The sequence below is a fragment of the Oceanicaulis sp. genome (assembly GCF_965249665.1).
Lineage (GTDB): Bacteria > Pseudomonadota > Alphaproteobacteria > Caulobacterales > Maricaulaceae > Oceanicaulis.
Genome location: NZ_OZ252247.1, coordinates 2629789 through 2648315, shown reverse-complemented (window position 1 = coordinate 2648315; position 18527 = coordinate 2629789). Strand labels below are relative to the sequence as shown.

The following is an 18527-nucleotide window of genomic DNA, read 5'->3' as shown; positions in this document are numbered from 1 at the left end:
TCATGCCCTCACGCACCGGCGCCGAGCATCTTATCGCCGCATTGTCCGCGAACGGCGTAGAGCGAATTTTCGGTGTTCCGGGAGAAAGTTACCTTGCCGCTCTTGATGCTCTGATTGAAGTGGATATTCCCTTCATCCAGTGCCGTCACGAAGCCGGCGCCGCCAATATGGCCGAAGCGCACGGCAAGCTGACCGGACGTCCGGGTATTTGTTTTGTGACCCGAGGGCCGGGCGCGACCCAGGCGGCGGTTGGAGTTCACACTGCGCTTCAGGACTCAACGCCCATGATTTTGCTGGTGGGTCAGGTTCGCCGCGAGGATGAAGGCCGCGAAGCGTTTCAGGAGCTTGATTACGCCCAGGCTTTTGCGGGCCTCGCCAAGGCCGCGTTCGAGATCCGAGATCCCGCCCGCGTGCCTGAAATGATGATGCGCGCCTTCGCGCTGGCTATGAATGGCCGCCCCGGGCCGGTGGTCGTGGGCTTGCCTGAGGATATGCTGACCGAGATTGCGGATGCACCTGAAGCCGCGCCGTTGATCCCGGCGCGCAGCGAAGTTTCCGCTGAGACGGCGTCAGAAATCGCCGCCATGATCGACGCCGCCGCGCGTCCTGTGATGATGGTGGGCGGGCCGGGCTGGCGCGACGAAGATCGCGAAGCGCTTCATGAGTTCGCGGTTCGCACCAATTGCCCCATCTTGACCAGCTTTCGCGTCAAGCATCTGTTTGACAACGCACATTCACATTATGGCGGCGAGGCGGGCATTGGCGCCTGTCCGGCCGTCGTGACCGCTCTGCGGGAGGCGGATCTGATTGTCGCGATCGGGCCGCGTCTGGGGGAGATGACCACGCAGAGCTATGATTTGTTTGACGTGCCTGAAGGCGTCGCTGATCGTCTGGTCCATATTCACCCGGGCGGGGAGGAACTGGGCCGGGTGTATCGTCCGAAACTGGCCGTAACCGCTCAAGCGGGCCCGGCGCTGAGCGCCATCAACGCCGCCGCCAAGCCCCAGAATGCGGCCTCCAGGGCTGACTGGGTCAAACAATGCCGCGCTGCCTATGACGCCTGGATTGAACCGGTCGAAGTGACAGGCGATGTGAACCCGTCCGTGATCTGGCGCAAGACATCAGACAAGCTCGGCGGACAGGCGATCATGACAAATGGCGCGGGCAATTTCGCCGCCTGGCTTCACCGTTATTGGGTGCACCGGTGTTGTCCCAGTCAGCTCGCGCCCACATCAGGTGCGATGGGCTACGGCCTGCCTGCCGCGATCGCCGCGAAGCTCCATTGCCCGGACCGTCCGGTGATCGCGGTGTGCGGGGATGGTGATTTCATGATGGCCGCGCCAGAGCTGGCGACCGCGGTTCAGCATGGCGCGAACATTGTCGTGTGCGTCTTTGACAATGGCGCCTATGGCACCATCCGCATGCATCAGGAAAAATCCTATCCGGGCCGGGTGAGCGGCACAGACCTCGCCAATCCTGACTTCAAACTGATGGCGGAAGCGTGTGGCTGCGCAGGATATTTCGTCGACAAAACCGAGGACTTCGCCGCCGCGCTCGATCAGGCGCTGATGGCCGGCAAGCCCGCGTTGATCCATGTCAAACAAAGCCTGGCGGACATTGCGCCGGGCAAGACTTTGTCACTTTAGGGCTGGCGCTCAACCTTGAGTCCGGCCAGCACATGAATCAGCGTGCACGCGCACTCGACAGCTTGCAGGTCATCGATGCCGATGATGGGTTTGTCGCAGAGCGTCTGGCCGGTCTGGTCCGAGACTCGGACCAGACACTGGCTTTCCCCACTGACAGGGCAGGGTTCCGGCGGCCAGATCGTGTAGCTCAACACACGTGTTGGGTCGTGAAAGTCAGCGCATTGGCCTGTCAGAAGCGGGGCGGGCTTGGCGATCATTTAGAGGTCCAACTCCTGCGTCTGTGATTGCCCAAACCAGTCTGCTCGCTTATCTCGCTGTTCGTCCACTCATTTGCCGGAGCGCTTCATGTCCCAGAGCTTTTATGACCGCCTGACCGAAACCCTCGCCGAGATCGATGCGGATGGGCTCTACAAGCGCGAACGCACCATCACATCGCAGCAGTATTCCGAGATCGATGTGCGCGGGACAGACGGGACCGAGCGCCATGTGCTCAACTTCTGCGCCAACAATTATCTCGGCCTCGCCAATCGGCCCGAGCTGATCGACGCCGCCAAGACGGCGCTCGACCGGTATGGATATGGCGTGGCGTCAGTGCGCTTCATCTGCGGCGCGCAGGAGGTCCATAAAGAGCTGGAAGCGGCCATCGCCGACTTCACCGGCCAGGAAGACGCCATCCTTTATGCGGCTGCGTTTGACGCCAATGGCGGCTTGTTCGAACCGCTTCTGGGCCCGGAAGACGCGATCATCTCCGACGCGCTCAACCACGCCTCGATCATTGACGGCGTGCGCCTGTGCAAGGCCAAGCGCTATCGCTACGCCAATTCGGACATGAATGATCTTGAAGCCCAGCTTAAACAGGCCCGCAAGGATGGCGCGCGGACGATCATGATCGTGACGGACGGCGTGTTCTCGATGGATGGCTATATCGCGGATCTGAAATCGATCTGTGATCTGGCCGACAAGTACGACGCTCTGACCATGGTCGATGATTGCCATTCCCATGGCTTTATGGGCGCAAAGGGCCGCGGCACGCACGAGCATTGCGGCGTGATGGGACGGATCGACATTATTACCGGCACGCTGGGCAAGGCGCTTGGCGGCGCCATGGGCGGGTTCACCGCCGCGAAAAAGCCGGTGATCGACATTCTGCGCCAGCGCTCTCGCCCGTATCTGTTCTCCAATTCACTAGCTCCGGCGATTGCCGGCGCCAGCCTGAAGGCGCTGGAGATGGTGCGCGAGGGAGATGATCTTCGAACGCAACTGTTTGACAACGCCAAACGCTTCCGCGCCGGCATGACCGACGCCGGCTTCGATCTGTTGCCCGGCGAGCACCCGATCATTCCGGTGATGCTGGGCGACGCCGCTTTGAGCCAGAAAATGGCCGACAAGTTGATGGAGGAGGGCGTTTATGTGATCGGCTTCTTCTATCCCGTGGTGCCCAAAGGCAAGGCTCGCATCCGCACCCAGATGAGCGCGGCGCATACGCCCGAGATGATCGACCGCGCCGTCGCCGCCTTCACCAAAGTTGGCAAGGAGCTGGGGGTGGTCTGATGGGAGACGCTGGTCGCCTTCAGAGAAAGTACCCTGAGTATTTTCTTGAGGCTGGGAAGCGCGCAGAAATAGATATTACCCGTGTTGTTCAAGCGCGAGCAATCTACTCTCAGGCAAAATTGGAAGGAGGGCCATTCCAAAGATTTTCGGGAACGTACAGGGGCAACGTAGCTCAATATTTATTAAATTCTTTGACCAACGAAATGGTGGCGGGTTTGTCCCGACTATTTGCTCCTGTTAGTAGTAAAAGACCTTTAAAGGAACGTGACAGGTCGCTTTGCCTTTCGGCGTATGCTCTCAAAAATGATGCTAAACTGATCGAGATATTTAAGAGAAATGCTCGTCGATGGGGTGCCTCAGGTGAGTACTCGCTTACTGAAAACGGGGTTGTCCGCCAAATGGGCTTCGCTGAAACTCTCCGCAACCGGATAAAAGGAGCGAGAGCGCAAGAGCGGATCGTAATGCTCGATGTGCAAGAGGCTGTTGCGGAAGTTGAAAGGTTTTCAGTCTCTGAGGCGTACGGTCGTGTGAGGTCGTATCGATCGGAGCGGCTATCTCATTCACTTTTAAAATCATCTGATCGTAGAAAATATCGCATTCCTGAGGACTATTCTCTTACATATGGCGATTTGATTGATGCTGTAGATGAGGGAATTCTTGTTGCAGATATCGCTTATGGTGCGTTTTACAGGACATCATTGGGGCTAGAGGACCTTTCTCAGATTTGGTCGCAATATGCACTTGAGTTTTGGCATGCCGCAGCGGAGCAAGAGCTTCCTCAACTCGATTTTTCAGATGTACTTCGATCTTAAGTCTCATGTTGAATCTACTTCAGCACTTCTAGTTTTTGCCTATCTATTTAATAGCGCCTTCGCCGCCTTCACCAAGGCCGGCAAGGAGCTGGGGGTTATCTGACCCAGACTTAAGACACTTAAGTCGCTTATTGCGGGCGTCAGGGTTTCAAGGCGTTGAGACATGATGTAGACCCCGGATCAATTCGGGAGTTTACATCATGTCAATTTCTGCGCTCGCCCTTGCGCTTTTTACCGCACAGCCTGTTCCGTCTTACGATCTCGTCATTCGCAATGTCGCGATCGCCAGTCCGGAGCGTGATGCGGTTCTGACGGGCCAGTCGGTGCGCATCCGCGATGGTCGGATCGTCGAGATCGGCGACAGCCCCATGAGAGTGTCTGAGGGAGAGGCGGTGCTGGAAGGCGAGGGGCGCTTTCTGGCGCCCGGCCTGACGGACTCGCACCATCATGTGTCTTTCGTGCCGGGCATGGGCGCGGTGGGCCTTCCGCCCGCGACGGAGCACCCCGAACTGGTCGCAGCTTACATGGCGCAACAGCCCCGCAGCCTGCTCTATCATGGCGTCACCCAGATACTGGACCCTTCCCCGCTGACAGGTTGGGAGGCATTCACCGATCAACCTCAGCATCCTGATCTCTTGCGCTGTGGCGAGGTTCCCGGACCCCATGACGGCTATCCGGTCAATCAGCGCGCGGGCCAGAACCCGGAAGACGCCTATCCCTACGATATTGACACGCCTGAAGACGCTGCGCCGGTCATCGCGCGCATGCAGGCGGACGGCGCGATATGCGTAAAAGTCTATCTCGAAAACGGGTTCGGCGCGGCGAGCGTGTGGCCTTTGATGAGCGATGCGACGCTGGACGCGATCAAGGCGGAAGCCTCAGCGCGCAACATGCCGGTGTTGGTGCACGCCAACGCCATCGACATGTATGAGATCGCACTTGATCACGAGCTAGGCGTCATGGCGCACGGCTTGTGGAACTGGCAATGGCCCGAGGGCGAACCGCCTGTCGTCGAAACGCTGGATCGTGTTATTGCAGGTGATGTGGGCTATATGCCGACTCTGCGTGTGATGGCTGGCCTGGCGGATCATGTGCGCCCTGGATCGCTCGACAATCCCGATCTTGAACCCGTGACGCCAAGAGACCTGATGGACTTCTACCGTGAGGGCGGGGCGGACTGGTTCGCCGATGAGCTGGCGTCGGACTTCCCTGCTGATATGCCGCGCGAGGAGATCGCTGATATTTTCGGCTTGGGCGTTCAACGCGGTCAGCGCGCGCTTGCCTATCTGCACGGGCAGGGCCATCCGGTGATGCTGGCGAGCGATTGCCCCGGCAGCCCCACCGCCATCAACCAGCCCGGCCTGTGCACAGTGTTGGAAATGGAAGCCATGGCTGCAGCTGGTATGAGCGCGAGAGATATCTTGCGTTCTGGCACACTGAGCATAGCTGAACAGTTCGGCCTTGAAGCCGAATACGGCCGGATCGCCCCTGGTTTTGTCGCCAATCTGGTGCTGCTGGAAGAAAACCCGTTTGAGAGCGTCAGGGCGTGGCGCAGCCTCGACGTCGTGATCCTGCGAGGCGAGGTGATTGAGCGGGACAGTTTGCGGGCGCGCTAAGCGTTTTTTGATCGGGTTCTTGGCCTGACCCGGTAAAAAGTCAGATCAGATGTGCATGACGGGCGCTCTTTTCTTTCAACGCGCGGCGTGTTCAAACCGAGCCGAGACGTCCACCTCTCACTCCGGGAGTCCCCCTCATGAAAGCCCTCGTCAAAGCCAAAGCCGAAGAAGGTCTGTGGTTGCAAGATGTCGACAAGCCCGAAATCGGGCCGGACGATGTCCTGATCCGTGTGCACAACACAGCCATTTGCGGCACCGACGTGCATATCTACAACTGGGACGCCTGGGCGCAGAAGAATGTGCCGGTGCCCATGGTTGTGGGCCATGAATTTGGCGGTGTGATCGAGGCGGTCGGATCCGATGTGCACCGCGTGTCAGTCGGCATGCGGGTGTCCGGCGAGGGCCATGTGGTGGGCGAAAAATCGCGCGCGGTGCGCGCAGGCCGGTTCCATCTTGATCCTGACACCAAGGGCGTGGGCGTGAATATGCCGGGCGCTTTCGCGGAGTATCTGGTGATCCCGGCGTTTAACGCTGTGCCTCTGCCTGATGACGTCTCCATGGAGCAAGCGGCGTTCCTCGATCCGCTCGGAAATGCCGTTCACACCGCCACCGCCTTTGATCTTGTGGGTGAAGACGTTCTGATTACCGGCGCCGGCCCGATCGGCATCATGGCCGCTGCGGTCGCACGCCATTGCGGCGCGCGCCATATTGCGGTGACCGACATCAATCCCGATCGCCTTGCGCTGCTTGAGAAGGTTTGCCCGACCGCCGTGCCGGTGAACACCACCACGGACGATCTCATGGATGTGCGCGCCCGCCTGAAGATGACTGAAGGTTTTGACGTCGGCCTTGAAATGTCGGGCGCGGAACCGGCCTTCAACCAGATGGTCGAGAACATGGTCATGGGCGGCAAGATCGCCATGCTGGGCCTGCCGGGAAAACCCTTCAATCTCGACATGGGCAGCCTGATCATGCGCGCCATCACCTTCAAGGGGATCTATGGCCGGGAAATGTTTGAGACCTGGCACAAAATGCTGGCCATGCTGCAATCAGGCCTCGATGTCAGCCAGCTGATCACCCATCGCCTGCCGGCGACCGACTTTCAGTCCGGCTTTGACGCCATGCGCTCGGGCAAGGCGGGCAAGGTGATTCTAGACTGGACGGACGTCTAGCGCGCCTGTCCGATCCGTAACTCGTCAGTTTCAGGGCGACATGCTTGCATGCCTTCGTATCGAGCGAAGGAGGGCCAAGCGTGATCTGGACAGACCTCTTACTGGCTGTCGCAGTTGGTTTATGTACGGGATTGGCGGTTTATCTGACCGCCCGCTTGTGTGTCGCCCTGGGCTTGGGATGGGGCGACGCAGAGCAGGTGCTCTTGCGCCTTCGAGTGCTACTGGGCGGCGGCGCACTTTTGGCCGCTATAGTCATCGTCACGGCTGAAACCTGGGACCGCCCCGTTTCTGTGGGGCAACTGACACTTGAGGTGGCGCTCCTGGGACCGCTGGTCCTGTTCTCAGGCGGCATGCTTCTCAATCTGGTTGCAGCTCAGCGCACCGAGCCGGATGAGACCAAACTGGCGCGGCATATCGGGCTTGGCATAGGTGGAATTGTGGGATCAGCGGCTGTCAGCGGCGTGCTTGTCTATCATCTGGGCGCAAATTGACCCAATGTGACCTCAGAGACGCTGACACCAGGCCTGCTTGATGACCCATCCCGTGACTCCGCTTGAGTTTTCCGAACTTCCCCCCGCTGAGATGCGTGCGCGGGCGGAGGCGTTTTACAACACCATGCGCCAGCGGCGCACAGTGCGCGATTTCTCGGACCGCCCGGTGCCGCGCGAGATCATTGAGACGGCGATCCTGACCGCAGGCACGGCGCCCAATGGCGCCAATCACCAGCCCTGGCATTTCACCGTTCTGGGGCAGGGGCCTCTGAGGACGCAATTGCGCGAGGCGGCGGAAGCGGAGGAGCGTGCTTTCTATGAGGGCAAGGCCAGCGCGGAATGGCTCGAAGCGCTGGAGCCGCTTGGCACGGACGCCAGCAAGCCATTTCTGGAAATCGCGCCCTGGATCATCGCGGTGTTTGCGCAACGCCGGGGCGGACCGAAACCGGGCGATGACCGAAAGAATTACTATGTCTCTGAAAGCGTCGGAATCGCCTGCGGTCTTCTGATCGCCAGCCTGCATCAGGCAGGGCTCGCCACTTTGACCCATACGCCAAATCCGATGGGCTTTCTGACCGAGATCTGCGAACGCCCGGTGACGGAAAAGCCGATGATGCTTGTGGTCTGCGGCTATCCCGCTGAGAGCGCGCAGGTGCCGTTACATGCGCTGGAGAAGAAAGCGCTTTCAGAGATCAGCGATTTTCGATGAGGTGAGATAAACGCGCCAGCGGCGCCAAAGCATTGCTGGCGCGGTGTCATCTCTAGGCCTTGCTGAGATCCGTTATCAGACGGTCGAGCGCTGTCAGCACGTCTTCAGACGATGCTTCCATCTCTTCTACAGCGGCTTCAGCGCCGTCGAAATCGCCTTGCGCGCAGAGACGGGCGGCGCGTTTGCCGCACTCATGCGTGCGCGCGTGCGGCGCTTCAATCGCAACAAAAGCCGGCATCGAGCCATACTGGCCGCGGGCCTTTTCATACCATTTGCCCAGGCGGCAGGACCGGTGATCGGAAAGTTCGCTCTCAGAGAGTTTGGTTGCACCCACCAGCATGCTGCTCAGACGCTTCTTCCACAGCAAATGATCAGACTTGGCGCAATGCAGCACGAAATTCTCGATATTGCGATCGCTCAGATCGCTCAGTGTCTGGCCAATGGTGGATTCCGTTCCGGCGCTGGCCTGAACCACATTCTCGACGCGTTCACGCGCTTTGGTGGCGCCATCCGCGATCTGGGTCACCGATTGTGACAACTCGGTCGTGGCGCTGGACTGTTCCTCGATCAGGCGCGCGATGTCAGAGACGATCTGGGCGCTTTCGCGGACCTTGTCCGTCACGGAATTGACCGCTTGTTCGGACGCATTGGCGGCATCAATTCCGGCGTGGATGGAGTTGGAGGAGTGCGACACCGCTTCGGTGATGGCCGTGACCTGGCGTTGCAAATGGTCCATGCGCTGGCGAATGTCTTCGGTCGCCTTGGCGGTTTGACCCGACAGCGCTTTGACTTCACCAGCCACCACAGCGAATCCCTTGCCCGCTTCGCCAGCGCGCGCCGCTTCGATCGTCGCGTTCAGCGCCAGCAAATTGGTCTGGTCCGCGATGGCGGCGATGGTGTCGACAATTTCGGCGATCTGGCGTGACGCCTGTTCCAGGTCGGTCACCCTGCCGGTGATCGTCTCGAACGCGCCGCCCAGTTGTTCAGTTTCAGAGCGAGTCAGCCTCACTGCTTCCAAACCGGATTGGGATTGTTCGACGCACAGGCCCAACGATTCAGCGCCACGATTGGCGAGCTTGGTGATTTCGTGAATCGAATGATCGAGCTCTTCCACAGCGGTCGACATGCCGCCTGCGTGGCGATCCATCTTGCGCACTTCGCCGGTTGCGCGCGAGACAGCAGCCATGGCGTTGGAGTTCTGCATGGACGCATTGACCGTCCGCTCAAGCTCAGCGGCGTTGCGTTGTGTCAGCTCTCGGTGCAAATCCGCAAGAGCCTCAGCCGCCTCACCTGGCAGACCATCCAGAACAGGCGCATGGCCAACTTTGATGCTGGCGATCGCTTTCGCGAACAGGCTGGACATATCCTGAGCGGGCGAGACGTGTTCTGCCGAGAAAGCAGGCTGGGCTGTGGCTTCCGACACGGCCTTGCGTCCAAAACTGAGCATGAAGTTTCCCCATAAAAATTATTGCTTTATGGGTAGCCAGTGTTTGGTAAACGCAGGGTTCACAAAGTCCTGGCTAAGCGCGAATGCGTCGCTCCACTGCTGTGCATGACCAGATCAGGGCGATCAGCCAGCCGATGACGGTCCATCCCAGCAACAGATTGGTCAGGAAAATCGCAAATCCGTTGTGATGGCCGCGCAGCAGCGCGATCAGCGTGGGCAGGAAATGCAGCACCGCCAGCAGAATCATTACGTCCATGACCAACCTCCTTATTGTTTGTCGATAAATGTGGGGAGGGCGGCGATAAACTGCAAGTGACGATCTGGTAAGGTCGCGCAGAAAAAACCCCGATGCAGCACACCGGGGTTTTGTCCGTCTCAGCCTGTGGCGAGCTGTTATTCAGGGAAGGTGTAGTCCTTGAACATCTCACGCAGCTTGGTTTTGAGGATCTTGCCCGTGGCTCCGATCGGCATTTCGTTGATGAACTCGATCCCGTCAGGCAGCCACCATTTTGGAACCCGCGTCGACAGATACTCGCGAATGGAGTCCGGCGTGGGCGTAGTGTTTGGCTTGGGCTGAACGATCAGAAGCGGACGCTCCTGCCATTTGGGGTGGGGCATGCCTACGGCGGCAGCCATTGCGACATCGGGATGACCCATGGCGGCGTTTTCCAGATCAATGGAGCTGACCCATTCGCCGCCGGACTTGATCACGTCCTTGGACCGGTCGGTAATGGTCATATAGCCGTCCTGGTCGATATGGCCGACATCCCCGGTCTTGAACCACCCGTCATCGGTGAAGCTGTCCGGGCCTGCGCCGCGATAATAGCTGTCGATGATCCAGGGGCCGCGCACATGGATATGGCCGGCGGACTGCCCGTCGCGCGGCAGCACATTGCCGTCATCATCTACCGTGCGCATTTCCACGCCGAACAGAAGACGGCCCTGTTTGAGCTTGATGCCGGCCTTTTCGTCCTCGGTCAGCTCTTCATGCTTGGGCAGGAGTTTGCCGACTGTGCCCAGCGGGCTCATTTCGGTCATGCCCCAGCCTTGTTGCATCTCGACGCCGTATTCGTTCTCGTATGCGCGCATCAGCGCTTCGGGCATGGCTGAGCCGCCCATCAGCACCTTCTGGACGCAATCAATCCGCTTGCCGCTGTCGCGCAGATACTGAAGCAGGCCCAGCCAGACCGTCGGCACGCCCAGAACCTGGTTCACCGCTTCGCCTTCGATCAGGCCTTGCAGGCTTTCACCATCAAGCTGTGCGCCCGGCATGACCAGTTTCGCGCCCGCCATGGCGGCGGCGTAGGGCACGCCCCAGGCATTGACGTGGAACATGGGCACCACTGGCATCACAACGCCGTCCGCGCCGACGCCGATGGCGTCCACGCTGCAACAGGCCATAGCGTGCAACACCGTTGAGCGATGCGAATAGAGTGCGCCCTTGGGATCGCCCGTCGTGCCGGACGTGTAGCACAGCCCTGCGGCGGCATTCTCGTCGAGCTCGGGGAAATCAAACTCGTCATGCGCGTTTTCGAGCAGGGTCTCGTAGATATCGATCTTTGTCTTGGTTTCAGGTTTGGTCGCTTCGCTGGTCATGGCGATCCAGCGCTTCACCGTCTTGCAATGCTTGGCCACCGCATCGACCAGCGGCGCGAAGGTTACGTCAAAGAAGACATGCTTGGCCTTGGCGTGATCAATAATCCAGGCGAGCTGTTCGGGACTGAGCCGCGGATTGGCGGTGTGAATCACAGCGCCCACGCCGGAGACCGCGTAATAGAGCTCCATATGACGATGTGTGTTCCACGCAATGGTGGTGATCCGGTCGCCCGGCTTCACCTTTAGCGGGCCTGTCAGCACATTGGCGAGCTTCTGGGTCCGCTTATAGCAATCGGCATAGCCATAGCGGTGTATTTCGCCAGTGTCGGGCAGGCGCGATACGATTTCACGCTGACCGTGATTGAGAGCTGCATGGTGTAAAATGTCCGCAATCATGAGCGGACGGTTCATCATCTGACCGCGTAGCAAGGCTCAGTCCTCCCCTGTGACCTGACGCTCAGCCGAGCCAAGCGCCGGTTCGTTTTGTTGTTGCGCCTATCAAAAGGCCCGAAAGCGCAGTACGCAATCCCTTTCGCACCAGTTTCTTGCAGCCGCACAAAAGTTCGAAAGGCTTTGTAGCCATGACGTCTCCGCTTCCCGAGTTTAAAGATGTCCGTGCAGCCGCCGCACGCTTGGAAGATGAGGCGGTCCGCACGCCTTTGCTGACCAATGCGGCGCTCGATGAGCGTCTGGGCGGACGAATTTTTTTAAAAGCGGAATGCTTGCAGAGAACTGGCACTTTCAAATTCCGAGGCGCCTATAACGCACTGTCCAAGCTCAGCGAATCGCAAGCCCGCAAGGGCGTGGTGGCGTTTTCCTCTGGCAATCACGCCCAGGGCGTGGCTGAGGCCGCCCGCATACTGGGGATCAAGGCGATTATCGTCATGCCCGAAGACGCCCCCGAGGTGAAGAAGGCGGGGGTTCTGGCGCGCGGCGCCCAGATCCGGTCCTATGATCGGGCGACCGAAAGCCGCGAAGAGATCGCCAAAGCGCTCTGTGATGAGAGCGGCGCGGCGTTGATCCCCTCTTATGATCATCCCGACATCATCGCTGGGCAGGGAACGTGCGGGCTGGAAATCTTTGAGACGCTCAAGACTGAGGGCGTTAGAGCCGATCAGCTGGTCTGCTGCGTCGGCGGTGGGGGGCTGATCGCTGGCATCAATCTGGCGGCGCAAGCCCTGTCGCCTGAAACAGCGATTTATGGCGCGGAGCCGGAAGACTTTGATGATCATGCCCGCTCCCTGGCCAGCGGCCATAGGGTCGAGAATAGTCGGAAATCCGGGTCATTATGTGATGCGCTTCTGAGCGAAACCCCAGGAAAGCTGACCTTCGCCATCAACCAGCCTCGGTTGAAAGGCGTGGGGGTCGTGAGTGATCTAGAGGCGTTGCAGGCCGTCCGGTTCAGCTTTGAAACGCTCAAACTCGTTCTGGAGCCCGGCGGCGCGGCGGCACTCGCAGCGCTCTTATCCGGCAAGATCGACGCGACGGGCAAAACCACAGTTGTGGTGCTGACCGGCGGCAATGTGGACAGCGCTGTCTTTCAAAAAGCGCTGTCCAGCTAGGTCTAACGGCCTTCAGCGCCGCCTTCTGCGTCTTCTTCCGGGGCGGTCAGGACGGGGGCGTTCGGGGAGGAGGCGTCTGCTTCGGCTTCCAGCGCGCGTTCCATCGCCTGGGCCTCTCGCAGAGCGGCGACGAAATCATCGGGCAGGGCCGGCAGATCGCGAGAGAACTGCCCGGAGAGGTCTTGGGTGATGTTGAGCGGCGTTGCTTCGCCATTGTTGAGGCGCGCGCGATAGACCTGAAGGTTCTCGATGATGCGTTGCACATAATTGCGCGTTTCCGAGAACGGTATGGATTCCACCCAGTCGATCGGGTCGATGTCATCGGTGCGCGGATCGCCATAGTTATCCACCCAGCGCCGCACCCGGTGCCCGCCCGCATTATAGGCTGCGAGCGCCATCACCAGCGAGCCTTCATAATCGGTCACCACTTCCTGAAGGTGGGCCATGCCCAGGGTCAGGTTGTACCCCGGATCATCTGTCAGCCATTGGAAGTTATAGGGCATATCCAGCTGGCGTGCGGTCTGGCGCGCGGTGGCGGGCATCATCTGCATCAGACCGCGAGCGCCGGCGCCGGACACGGCCCGGGGGTCAAACTCTGTCTCCTGACGAATAACGGAATAGGTCAACGCCACTTCTGGCGCCATGGGCGCAGCGTCCGGAAGGTCGATCATCGGATAGGCGCGTTCCGCCAGGATCATGCCTTGCAAACGGCCCGCTTTCGCGGCGCGTACAGCCTGACGGATCTGGAAGTATTCCAGCGCAATGTCAGTGATCATCGCCTGTTCCTCAGGCGTCTGCATCTCATCATCAAAATGGTACATGAAGACCCGGAACAGATAGTCCGCATTTACTTCCGCCAGTAAGCGCAGAGCCTGGATTTCGGGCCTGGCGTTGAAGGCGGCGCGCGCTTCTTCGCTGGGAACGGGGTCTGGCGGCAGATCAAGCTCGGCGGCGTCCGGCCCCAAAGCCAGCAGCGCCAGCTGCCCGTAATATGCGGTCGGGTATCCCGCCGCTGCGGTGAAGCGTTCTGAGGCCAGTTCCAGCTCGCCCGACGCTTCTGCAGCGCGCCCCTGCCAGTAGAGCGCGCGTGATGTGGAGACCGGCGTCGTGACGCCGTCTTCCAGGCGTTCGAAATGCGCGAACGCAACGCCCGGTTGGTCGAGTTTGGTCAGCGCCAGCCAGCCCGCCAGGAATTCGGCGTCGGCGAATTCCACGCCGCGCTCCATGCCATTGGCGGCGGCCAGCTCATAAGCGGTGTCGAATTCGCGATCCCGGATCAGGTCCAGGATCATCAATTTGCGCTCGGTCCACATGGATTCAAGCGCTGCCTCATTGTCATAGCTGTCAGGCAGCTCGAGCAGCAGCTCCAGAGAGGTGTCCAGACCCCGGCGGCGACGCCACCGTGCGCGCTCATAGACCAGGCCTGGAGTGTCGCTCAGCGAATCCGGAACGGCTGACACTGCGCTATCCACACCGCTGGAGCGGCTGGCCAGACGGATGCGTGCTTCCGCCACGCGACGTTCACCAGCAGAAAGCTCTGGCAAGAGGCGGCTGGCGGCGGTGCGCTGACCGGCCCACAACAGGTAATCGACGCGAGCCGCGTGATCATCATCAGTCAACAGATCGTCATGCTCACGCAGAACGTCGCGTTGATTTGACAGGCGCATGCTTTGGGTGCGCCAGGCGGTGCGGATCTGCTCGGCGCCTTCCTCTTCGCGTCCCAGTGCAATGAGCGATTCGCCCAGGGCGATGCGGCCTTCGCCGGTCACCGGCTCACGGTTTTCAAACCAGGCGACGATCAGGGGCGGGCTGAGCCCTGAATCCTCGATCTTCCATTCCGCTTCACGCAGGATCGAGGCGTGGCGCGGCCAGCCGTCCAGCTCATCGATGGCGCGATCCAGGTCTGAAAAGGGCGCGCGGGCGTCGCTGACCGCAATCCGCCACAGCAGAACGTGGTCCGCGACCGGATTGTCGAGCGCAATAATGGCGGCGCGCACATCATCCCACTCGTCATCGTCGGCGGCGCGCATGCCGTGCCTGAACGCCGTGAAGTCGGCGTCTGACAGCAAGACCGAATGGTTCGGCACAGGCGGTTTCAGCCGCGGTTCAGGCGTTTGAGCCTCCGCGGTTGTCAGCGGCAGGGAAAGGGCGAGCAGGAACAGCGCGGCGCGGGCCAGGGTCACGTCTGTATGTCCTATGTAAGAGCCGGATAAAGGGCAGGGTGAGCCAAGTGCAAGCCGCTGTCCATGATTGTCCTCTGCACTTGGCGCAAATCGGCGCGGCGCGTATGGTCCGCGCCCAAATTTGAAGTTCCCATGAAGGTCCGTCCCATGTTCCAAGGCTCCCTGACAGCGCTCGTCACTCCGTTCAAGAACGGCGCCGTTGACGAGAAAGCCTACGCCGCCCTGATTGAGCGTCAGATCGCAGCGGGTACGACGGCGCTTGTTCCGGCGGGCACGACAGCGGAAACGCCGACCCTGACCCACGCCGAGCGTCTGCGTAGCGTTGAGCTGTGCGTGGAGATCGCAGCCGGGCGGATCCCTGTGATCGCAGGGGTCGGGGTCAACGCCACAGCGGCGACAATCGAGCTTCAGGAACACGCCAAGCGGATCGGCGCGGACGCCGGTCTTGTCGTGGCGCCGTATTATAACAAGCCGTCTCAGGACGGGATCATCGCCCACTTCACCGCCATCGCGGACGCCGTCGCCCTGCCAATTTTCGTCTATAATATTCCGGGCCGGTCCATTGTGGACATATCAGTCGAGACCATGGCGGAGCTGGCGCGTCATCCCAATATCATCGGGGTGAAGGACGCGACAGGCGACATCCAGCGTGTGACCCGGCATCGCAATGTCATTGGCGAAGACTTCATCCAGCTGTCTGGCGAGGATGCTTCGGCTCTGGGCTATAACGCCCATGGCGGTCACGGCGCGATCTCCGTGACGTCCAATGTGGCGCCGGAATTGTGCGCCCGGTTTCAGAGCGCCTGCCAGGACGGCCGCTGGGATGAGGCGCGGGCGCTGAATGATCATCTGCAGCCTTTGCATGAGGCGTTGTTTTCCGCGCCCAGCCCGGGGCCCAGCAAATATGCGCTGTCGCTTCTGGGGCTGTGTGATGAAGAGGTGCGCCTGCCGCTGGTGGCGTGTCCTGACGCCGTGAAGGTCAAAGTCCGCGCGGCGATGGAAGGCTGTGGTCTGCTATGAGCAAGAAAAAAGAGGATAACGGCGTCGTGGCGGTCAATCGCCGCGCCCGGTTCGACTATGAGCTGGAAGACACGTTTGAGGCCGGCATCCAGCTTGTGGGCACAGAGGTGAAATCCCTGCGCGCGGGGAAAGCCAATATCGCTGAATCCTATGTCAGTCCCGAAGATAACGAGATCTATCTGATCAACGCCGATATCCCGCCCTATGACCATGGCAATCGCTTCAATCATGCGCCGCGCCGGCGTCGCAAATTGCTGCTGAAGAAAAAAGAGATCAACAAGATCGCAGGTTCAGTGGCGCGTGATGGCCGGACGGTCGTGCCCTTGCGCATGTATTTCAACGAGCGCGGCATCGCCAAGCTTCAGATTGCGCTCGCCAAGGGCAAGAAGACCGTGGACAAGCGCGAGACCAAGAAAGAACGCGACTGGCAGCGCCAGAAGTCCCGCCTGATGAAGAATTTCGGTTAGAGACGTTCAGCTTTCGTCCAGATGCGCCCGCGCGGCGCGAAACACGTCATGGAACATGGCTTCGGTTAGCCGTCCGGTGTTCGTATTGTAGCGCGAGCAATGATAGCTGTCGAACAGCGCCAGCGGACCGTTCGGCCCCTCCACATCGTGACCTGCGCCATGGGCGAACTTGAACGCAGATTGCTTATAGCCAAGCGCCTTGAGCGTGTTCTCATGCGAAACCCGGCCCACGCAAATAAGGGTTGAAAGCCGGGGCAGGGCCTCGATCCGGGCTGTCAGGAACGGCCGGCAATTATTCATTTCAGCGCCGATGGGCTTGTTCTGCGGGGCACGCAGCGCACAGCGTTGGTGATCATGGCGTCCACAAGTGTCAGATCGTCCTGGCCGTCAGGGTCGAACTGTCCTGTCGAAAAGCCGAACGTTTCGAGCGTCGGATAGAGCAGATCACCCGCCCAGTCGCCCGTAAAGGGGCGGGCGGTGCGATTGGCCCCGCCACGGCCGGGCGCCAGCCCGACGATCAGAAGGCGTGCATTCTGATCGCCAAAGCTCGGCACGGCGCCGTTGAACCAGTCTGGTTCAGCCGCGATGTTTTCAAGCCTGTACTCGACGAGGCGAGGGCAGAGCGCGCAATCGGGCGCTGGCTCCGCCGGGGCCTGACTATTCGTCATCACCGTTTTCGCCGTCTTCAAACTCGCGCTGGCGGCGCTCACGGCCTACCAGCTGCCCCAGGTCGCGCAGTTCGATGAAGGTGTCGGCCTGGCGGCGCAGATCATCGGCGGCCATGGGCGGGGAGGATTTCAGGGTCGAGACCACAGACACCCGGACACCTTTGCGCTGGACCGCTTCGACAACCTTGCGGAAATCGCCATCGCCGGAAAACAACACGATATGATCAAGGTAATCCGCGGCTTCCATCACATCGATGGCCAGGTCCACATCCATGTCGCCCTTGATGCGGCGACGCCCTGAATCGTCAGTATATTCCTTGGCCGCCTTCGTGATGACCTTGAACCCGTTATAATCGAGCCAGTCGATAAGGGGACGGATGGGCGTGTACTCTTCGCTTTCAATCAAAGCGGTGTAGTAATTGGCCCGGACCAGGCGTCCGCGCTTGCGAAACTCTTCGAGCAGACGTTTGTAATCAATGTCGAAATCAAGGTTTCTGGCGGCGGAATACAAATTTGCGCCATCAATGAATAAACCGAGCTTCTCGTTCGGGTAGAAGGTCATGTCTATGCCTTTCCAACAATCTCTATGTTTCAATGAGGCTCAGCGGGGCATATTCATCGCCCTGGGAGCCAATCGACCTTATCGCCGTCACACGCTGTTTGAAAACCTGCAGTCTGCGCTGCAACTGCTATCCCAGCGTGAGGTTTTGGTCCTTTCGTGTTCGCGGCCCTGGCGGACGCCCGCCTGGCCTGATCCGTCTCAACCGCCTTTTCTGAACGCCGTCGCCCAAATTGCTTGGGCGGGTGAAGATCCGGCGATCCTGATGCAGACCCTGCACGAGGTTGAAACGGCTTGCGGGCGGGTCCGATCCGTTCGGAATGCGCCGCGCACGCTTGATCTTGACCTGATTGATTTCAAAACAAGGGTCCAGGCGCCAAAGACTGCAAAGGATTTGGCGCTGCCGCATCCGCGCGTCAATGACCGCGCCTTTGTGCTCTTGCCTCTGCGCGAAATTGCGCCACACTGGCGATGTCCGACCAGCGGGGCGTTCATAGATACGCTGATCAGTCGGCTAAGCTGGAACGACCGCAAGGGCTGTCGCCCTGCGGGCGGAGTGCTTCATGCTGCGACGCACAGGTTGAAGCCCGACGCCACATAAGCTATCAGCAGTCTTTCAAGTTTTACGTATCCAAGGAGCGCCCCGGCATGGCTCGCGTTACCGTCGAAGATTGCATTGACAAGGTCGACAACCGGTTCCGTCTGGTTCTTTTGGCCGCGCACCGTGCTCGGAACATCTCCGCCGGCGCGGAGCTGACCCTGGATCGCGACAACGACAAGAACCCGGTTGTGGCCCTGCGTGAGATCGCTGATGAAAAGCTTGATCTGGATACGCTGGGTGAAAGCCTCGTCTCCGGCCTGCAACGTGTGATCCCGTCTGACGATGAAGAGGGCGGTATTGAAGAGCGCGTGCCGCAGACTGAAGCGCCCGCCGCACCGGCCCTGCCTGCGCCTGAAATGGACGAGACCGCCATGCTCAAAGCGTTGCAGTCAGACCGTGACGGCCCCGCTGACGGCCGCCTCTAAGC

At 60.1% G+C, this 18527-nt stretch carries 18 protein-coding genes and 1 pseudogene; 12 read left to right on the top strand and 7 right to left on the bottom strand.

Going from position 1 to position 18527, the window contains the following annotated elements; genetic code table 11:
- The first annotated feature begins 2 nt into the window (after positions 1–2).
- A complete protein-coding gene (locus tag ACP154_RS12765) occupies positions 3–1646 on the top strand; it encodes a thiamine pyrophosphate-dependent enzyme (protein ID WP_421858589.1) in 1644 nt (547 codons plus the stop codon).
- On the opposite strand, the gene ACP154_RS12760 is transcribed toward ACP154_RS12765, so the two are convergent.
- Positions 1643–1903 carry a hypothetical protein gene (locus tag ACP154_RS12760; RefSeq protein WP_421858591.1) on the bottom strand — a complete coding sequence of 87 codons (261 nt, stop codon included), beginning with the start codon at positions 1901–1903 and terminating at the stop codon, positions 1643–1645. The genes ACP154_RS12765 and ACP154_RS12760 overlap by 4 nt on opposite strands.
- A gap of 88 nt (positions 1904–1991) precedes the next feature.
- Here ACP154_RS12760 and ACP154_RS12755 point away from each other — a divergent pair, with 88 nt between their 5' ends.
- From ACP154_RS12755 to ACP154_RS12730, 6 genes are all read left to right on the top strand, one after another.
- Positions 1992–3197, top strand: coding sequence for a glycine C-acetyltransferase (locus ACP154_RS12755; RefSeq protein ID WP_107713306.1), 1206 nt, complete (start codon positions 1992–1994; stop codon positions 3195–3197).
- On the top strand, positions 3197–4009 hold the full coding sequence (locus tag ACP154_RS12750; RefSeq protein ID WP_421858594.1) for a hypothetical protein: 813 nt from the start codon (positions 3197–3199) through the stop codon (positions 4007–4009). Before ACP154_RS12755 ends, ACP154_RS12750 begins: the two co-directional genes overlap by 1 nt.
- A 200-nt stretch (positions 4010–4209) precedes the next feature.
- Positions 4210–5625, top strand: a complete 1416-nt coding sequence (locus tag ACP154_RS12745; RefSeq protein ID WP_421858597.1) for an amidohydrolase family protein — start codon at positions 4210–4212, stop codon at positions 5623–5625.
- 137 nt (positions 5626–5762) lie between these two features.
- Positions 5763–6797: an L-threonine 3-dehydrogenase gene (gene tdh, locus ACP154_RS12740; protein WP_421858600.1), complete on the top strand. Its 1035-nt coding sequence runs from the start codon at positions 5763–5765 to the stop codon at positions 6795–6797.
- 80 nt (positions 6798–6877) lie between these two features.
- Positions 6878–7288, top strand: a complete 411-nt coding sequence (locus tag ACP154_RS12735; RefSeq protein ID WP_421858603.1) for a hypothetical protein — start codon at positions 6878–6880, stop codon at positions 7286–7288.
- A 40-nt stretch (positions 7289–7328) separates the two neighbouring features.
- Positions 7329–7997: a nitroreductase family protein gene (locus tag ACP154_RS12730; protein ID WP_421858606.1), complete on the top strand. Its 669-nt coding sequence runs from the start codon at positions 7329–7331 to the stop codon at positions 7995–7997.
- Between the two features lie 52 nt (positions 7998–8049).
- On the opposite strand, the gene ACP154_RS12725 is transcribed toward ACP154_RS12730, so the two are convergent.
- The 3 genes from ACP154_RS12725 to ACP154_RS12715 form a co-directional block, all read right to left on the bottom strand.
- Entirely contained in the window at positions 8050–9444 is a 1395-nt protein-coding gene (locus ACP154_RS12725; protein WP_421858609.1) for a methyl-accepting chemotaxis protein, read from the bottom strand.
- Positions 9445–9517: 73 nt separating this feature from the next.
- Complete coding sequence (locus ACP154_RS12720) at positions 9518–9700, bottom strand: superinfection immunity protein (RefSeq protein ID WP_133723355.1); 183 nt, start codon at positions 9698–9700, stop codon at positions 9518–9520.
- Between the two features lie 137 nt (positions 9701–9837).
- Positions 9838–11454, bottom strand: a complete 1617-nt coding sequence (locus tag ACP154_RS12715; RefSeq protein WP_424993795.1) for a long-chain-fatty-acid--CoA ligase — start codon at positions 11452–11454, stop codon at positions 9838–9840.
- A 167-nt stretch (positions 11455–11621) separates the two neighbouring features.
- Between ACP154_RS12715 and ACP154_RS12710 the strand changes: the two genes are divergently transcribed.
- The gene (locus tag ACP154_RS12710) at positions 11622–12602 is read left to right on the top strand and encodes a threonine ammonia-lyase (RefSeq protein WP_421858615.1); all 981 of its coding nucleotides are present in this window, start codon (positions 11622–11624) and stop codon (positions 12600–12602) included.
- A gap of 2 nt (positions 12603–12604) precedes the next feature.
- Here ACP154_RS12710 and ACP154_RS12705 read toward each other — a convergent pair whose 3' ends face one another.
- The gene (locus ACP154_RS12705) at positions 12605–14785 is read right to left on the bottom strand and encodes a lytic transglycosylase domain-containing protein (RefSeq protein ID WP_421858618.1); all 2181 of its coding nucleotides are present in this window, start codon (positions 14783–14785) and stop codon (positions 12605–12607) included.
- A 147-nt stretch (positions 14786–14932) separates the two neighbouring features.
- Here ACP154_RS12705 and dapA point away from each other — a divergent pair, with 147 nt between their 5' ends.
- Positions 14933–15805 (top strand): 4-hydroxy-tetrahydrodipicolinate synthase, encoded by an 873-nt coding sequence (gene dapA, locus ACP154_RS12700; RefSeq protein ID WP_421858622.1) that lies wholly within the window; start codon positions 14933–14935, stop codon positions 15803–15805.
- A complete protein-coding gene (gene smpB, locus ACP154_RS12695; RefSeq protein ID WP_107713296.1) occupies positions 15802–16272 on the top strand; it encodes an SsrA-binding protein SmpB in 471 nt (156 codons plus the stop codon). The genes dapA and smpB overlap by 4 nt, the downstream gene beginning before the upstream one ends.
- Positions 16273–16278: 6 nt before the next feature.
- Here smpB and ACP154_RS12690 read toward each other — a convergent pair.
- Positions 16279–16940, bottom strand: a pseudogene (locus tag ACP154_RS12690) (uracil-DNA glycosylase).
- Complete coding sequence (locus ACP154_RS12685) at positions 16930–17502, bottom strand: NYN domain-containing protein (protein WP_107713294.1); 573 nt, start codon at positions 17500–17502, stop codon at positions 16930–16932. Before ACP154_RS12685 ends, ACP154_RS12690 begins: the two are co-directional and overlap by 11 nt.
- On the opposite strand from ACP154_RS12685, the gene folK reads away from it, so the two are divergent.
- Together folK and rpoZ are read left to right on the top strand one after the other, a co-directional pair.
- On the top strand, positions 17501–18100 hold the full coding sequence (gene folK, locus ACP154_RS12680) for a 2-amino-4-hydroxy-6-hydroxymethyldihydropteridine diphosphokinase (protein WP_421858629.1): 600 nt from the start codon (positions 17501–17503) through the stop codon (positions 18098–18100). The genes ACP154_RS12685 and folK overlap by 2 nt on opposite strands.
- A 47-nt stretch (positions 18101–18147) precedes the next feature.
- Positions 18148–18525 (top strand): DNA-directed RNA polymerase subunit omega, encoded by a 378-nt coding sequence (gene rpoZ, locus ACP154_RS12675; protein WP_107713292.1) that lies wholly within the window; start codon positions 18148–18150, stop codon positions 18523–18525.
- The last annotated feature ends 2 nt before the right edge of the window (positions 18526–18527 follow it).

What these genes read in the sequence shown, in the direction of transcription:
- ACP154_RS12725 (WP_421858609.1), bottom strand. Translation starts at nt 9,444, where the DNA reads ATGCTCAGTTTTGGACGCAAGGCCGTGTCGGAAGCCACAGCCCAGCCT.
- dapA (WP_421858622.1), top strand. Translation starts at nt 14,933, where the DNA reads ATGTTCCAAGGCTCCCTGACAGCGCTCGTCACTCCGTTCAAGAACGGC.
- folK (WP_421858629.1), top strand. Translation starts at nt 17,501, where the DNA reads ATGTCTATGCCTTTCCAACAATCTCTATGTTTCAATGAGGCTCAGCGG.
- ACP154_RS12745 (WP_421858597.1), top strand. Translation starts at nt 4,210, where the DNA reads ATGTCAATTTCTGCGCTCGCCCTTGCGCTTTTTACCGCACAGCCTGTT.
- rpoZ (WP_107713292.1), top strand. Translation starts at nt 18,148, where the DNA reads ATGGCTCGCGTTACCGTCGAAGATTGCATTGACAAGGTCGACAACCGG.
- ACP154_RS12765 (WP_421858589.1), top strand. Translation starts at nt 3, where the DNA reads ATGCCCTCACGCACCGGCGCCGAGCATCTTATCGCCGCATTGTCCGCG.
- ACP154_RS12720 (WP_133723355.1), bottom strand. Translation starts at nt 9,700, where the DNA reads ATGGACGTAATGATTCTGCTGGCGGTGCTGCATTTCCTGCCCACGCTG.
- tdh (WP_421858600.1), top strand. Translation starts at nt 5,763, where the DNA reads ATGAAAGCCCTCGTCAAAGCCAAAGCCGAAGAAGGTCTGTGGTTGCAA.
- ACP154_RS12685 (WP_107713294.1), bottom strand. Translation starts at nt 17,502, where the DNA reads ATGACCTTCTACCCGAACGAGAAGCTCGGTTTATTCATTGATGGCGCA.
- ACP154_RS12750 (WP_421858594.1), top strand. Translation starts at nt 3,197, where the DNA reads ATGGGAGACGCTGGTCGCCTTCAGAGAAAGTACCCTGAGTATTTTCTT.
- ACP154_RS12715 (WP_424993795.1), bottom strand. Translation starts at nt 11,454, where the DNA reads ATGATGAACCGTCCGCTCATGATTGCGGACATTTTACACCATGCAGCT.
- ACP154_RS12760 (WP_421858591.1), bottom strand. Translation starts at nt 1,903, where the DNA reads ATGATCGCCAAGCCCGCCCCGCTTCTGACAGGCCAATGCGCTGACTTT.
- ACP154_RS12730 (WP_421858606.1), top strand. Translation starts at nt 7,329, where the DNA reads ATGACCCATCCCGTGACTCCGCTTGAGTTTTCCGAACTTCCCCCCGCT.
- smpB (WP_107713296.1), top strand. Translation starts at nt 15,802, where the DNA reads ATGAGCAAGAAAAAAGAGGATAACGGCGTCGTGGCGGTCAATCGCCGC.
- ACP154_RS12755 (WP_107713306.1), top strand. Translation starts at nt 1,992, where the DNA reads ATGTCCCAGAGCTTTTATGACCGCCTGACCGAAACCCTCGCCGAGATC.
- ACP154_RS12710 (WP_421858615.1), top strand. Translation starts at nt 11,622, where the DNA reads ATGACGTCTCCGCTTCCCGAGTTTAAAGATGTCCGTGCAGCCGCCGCA.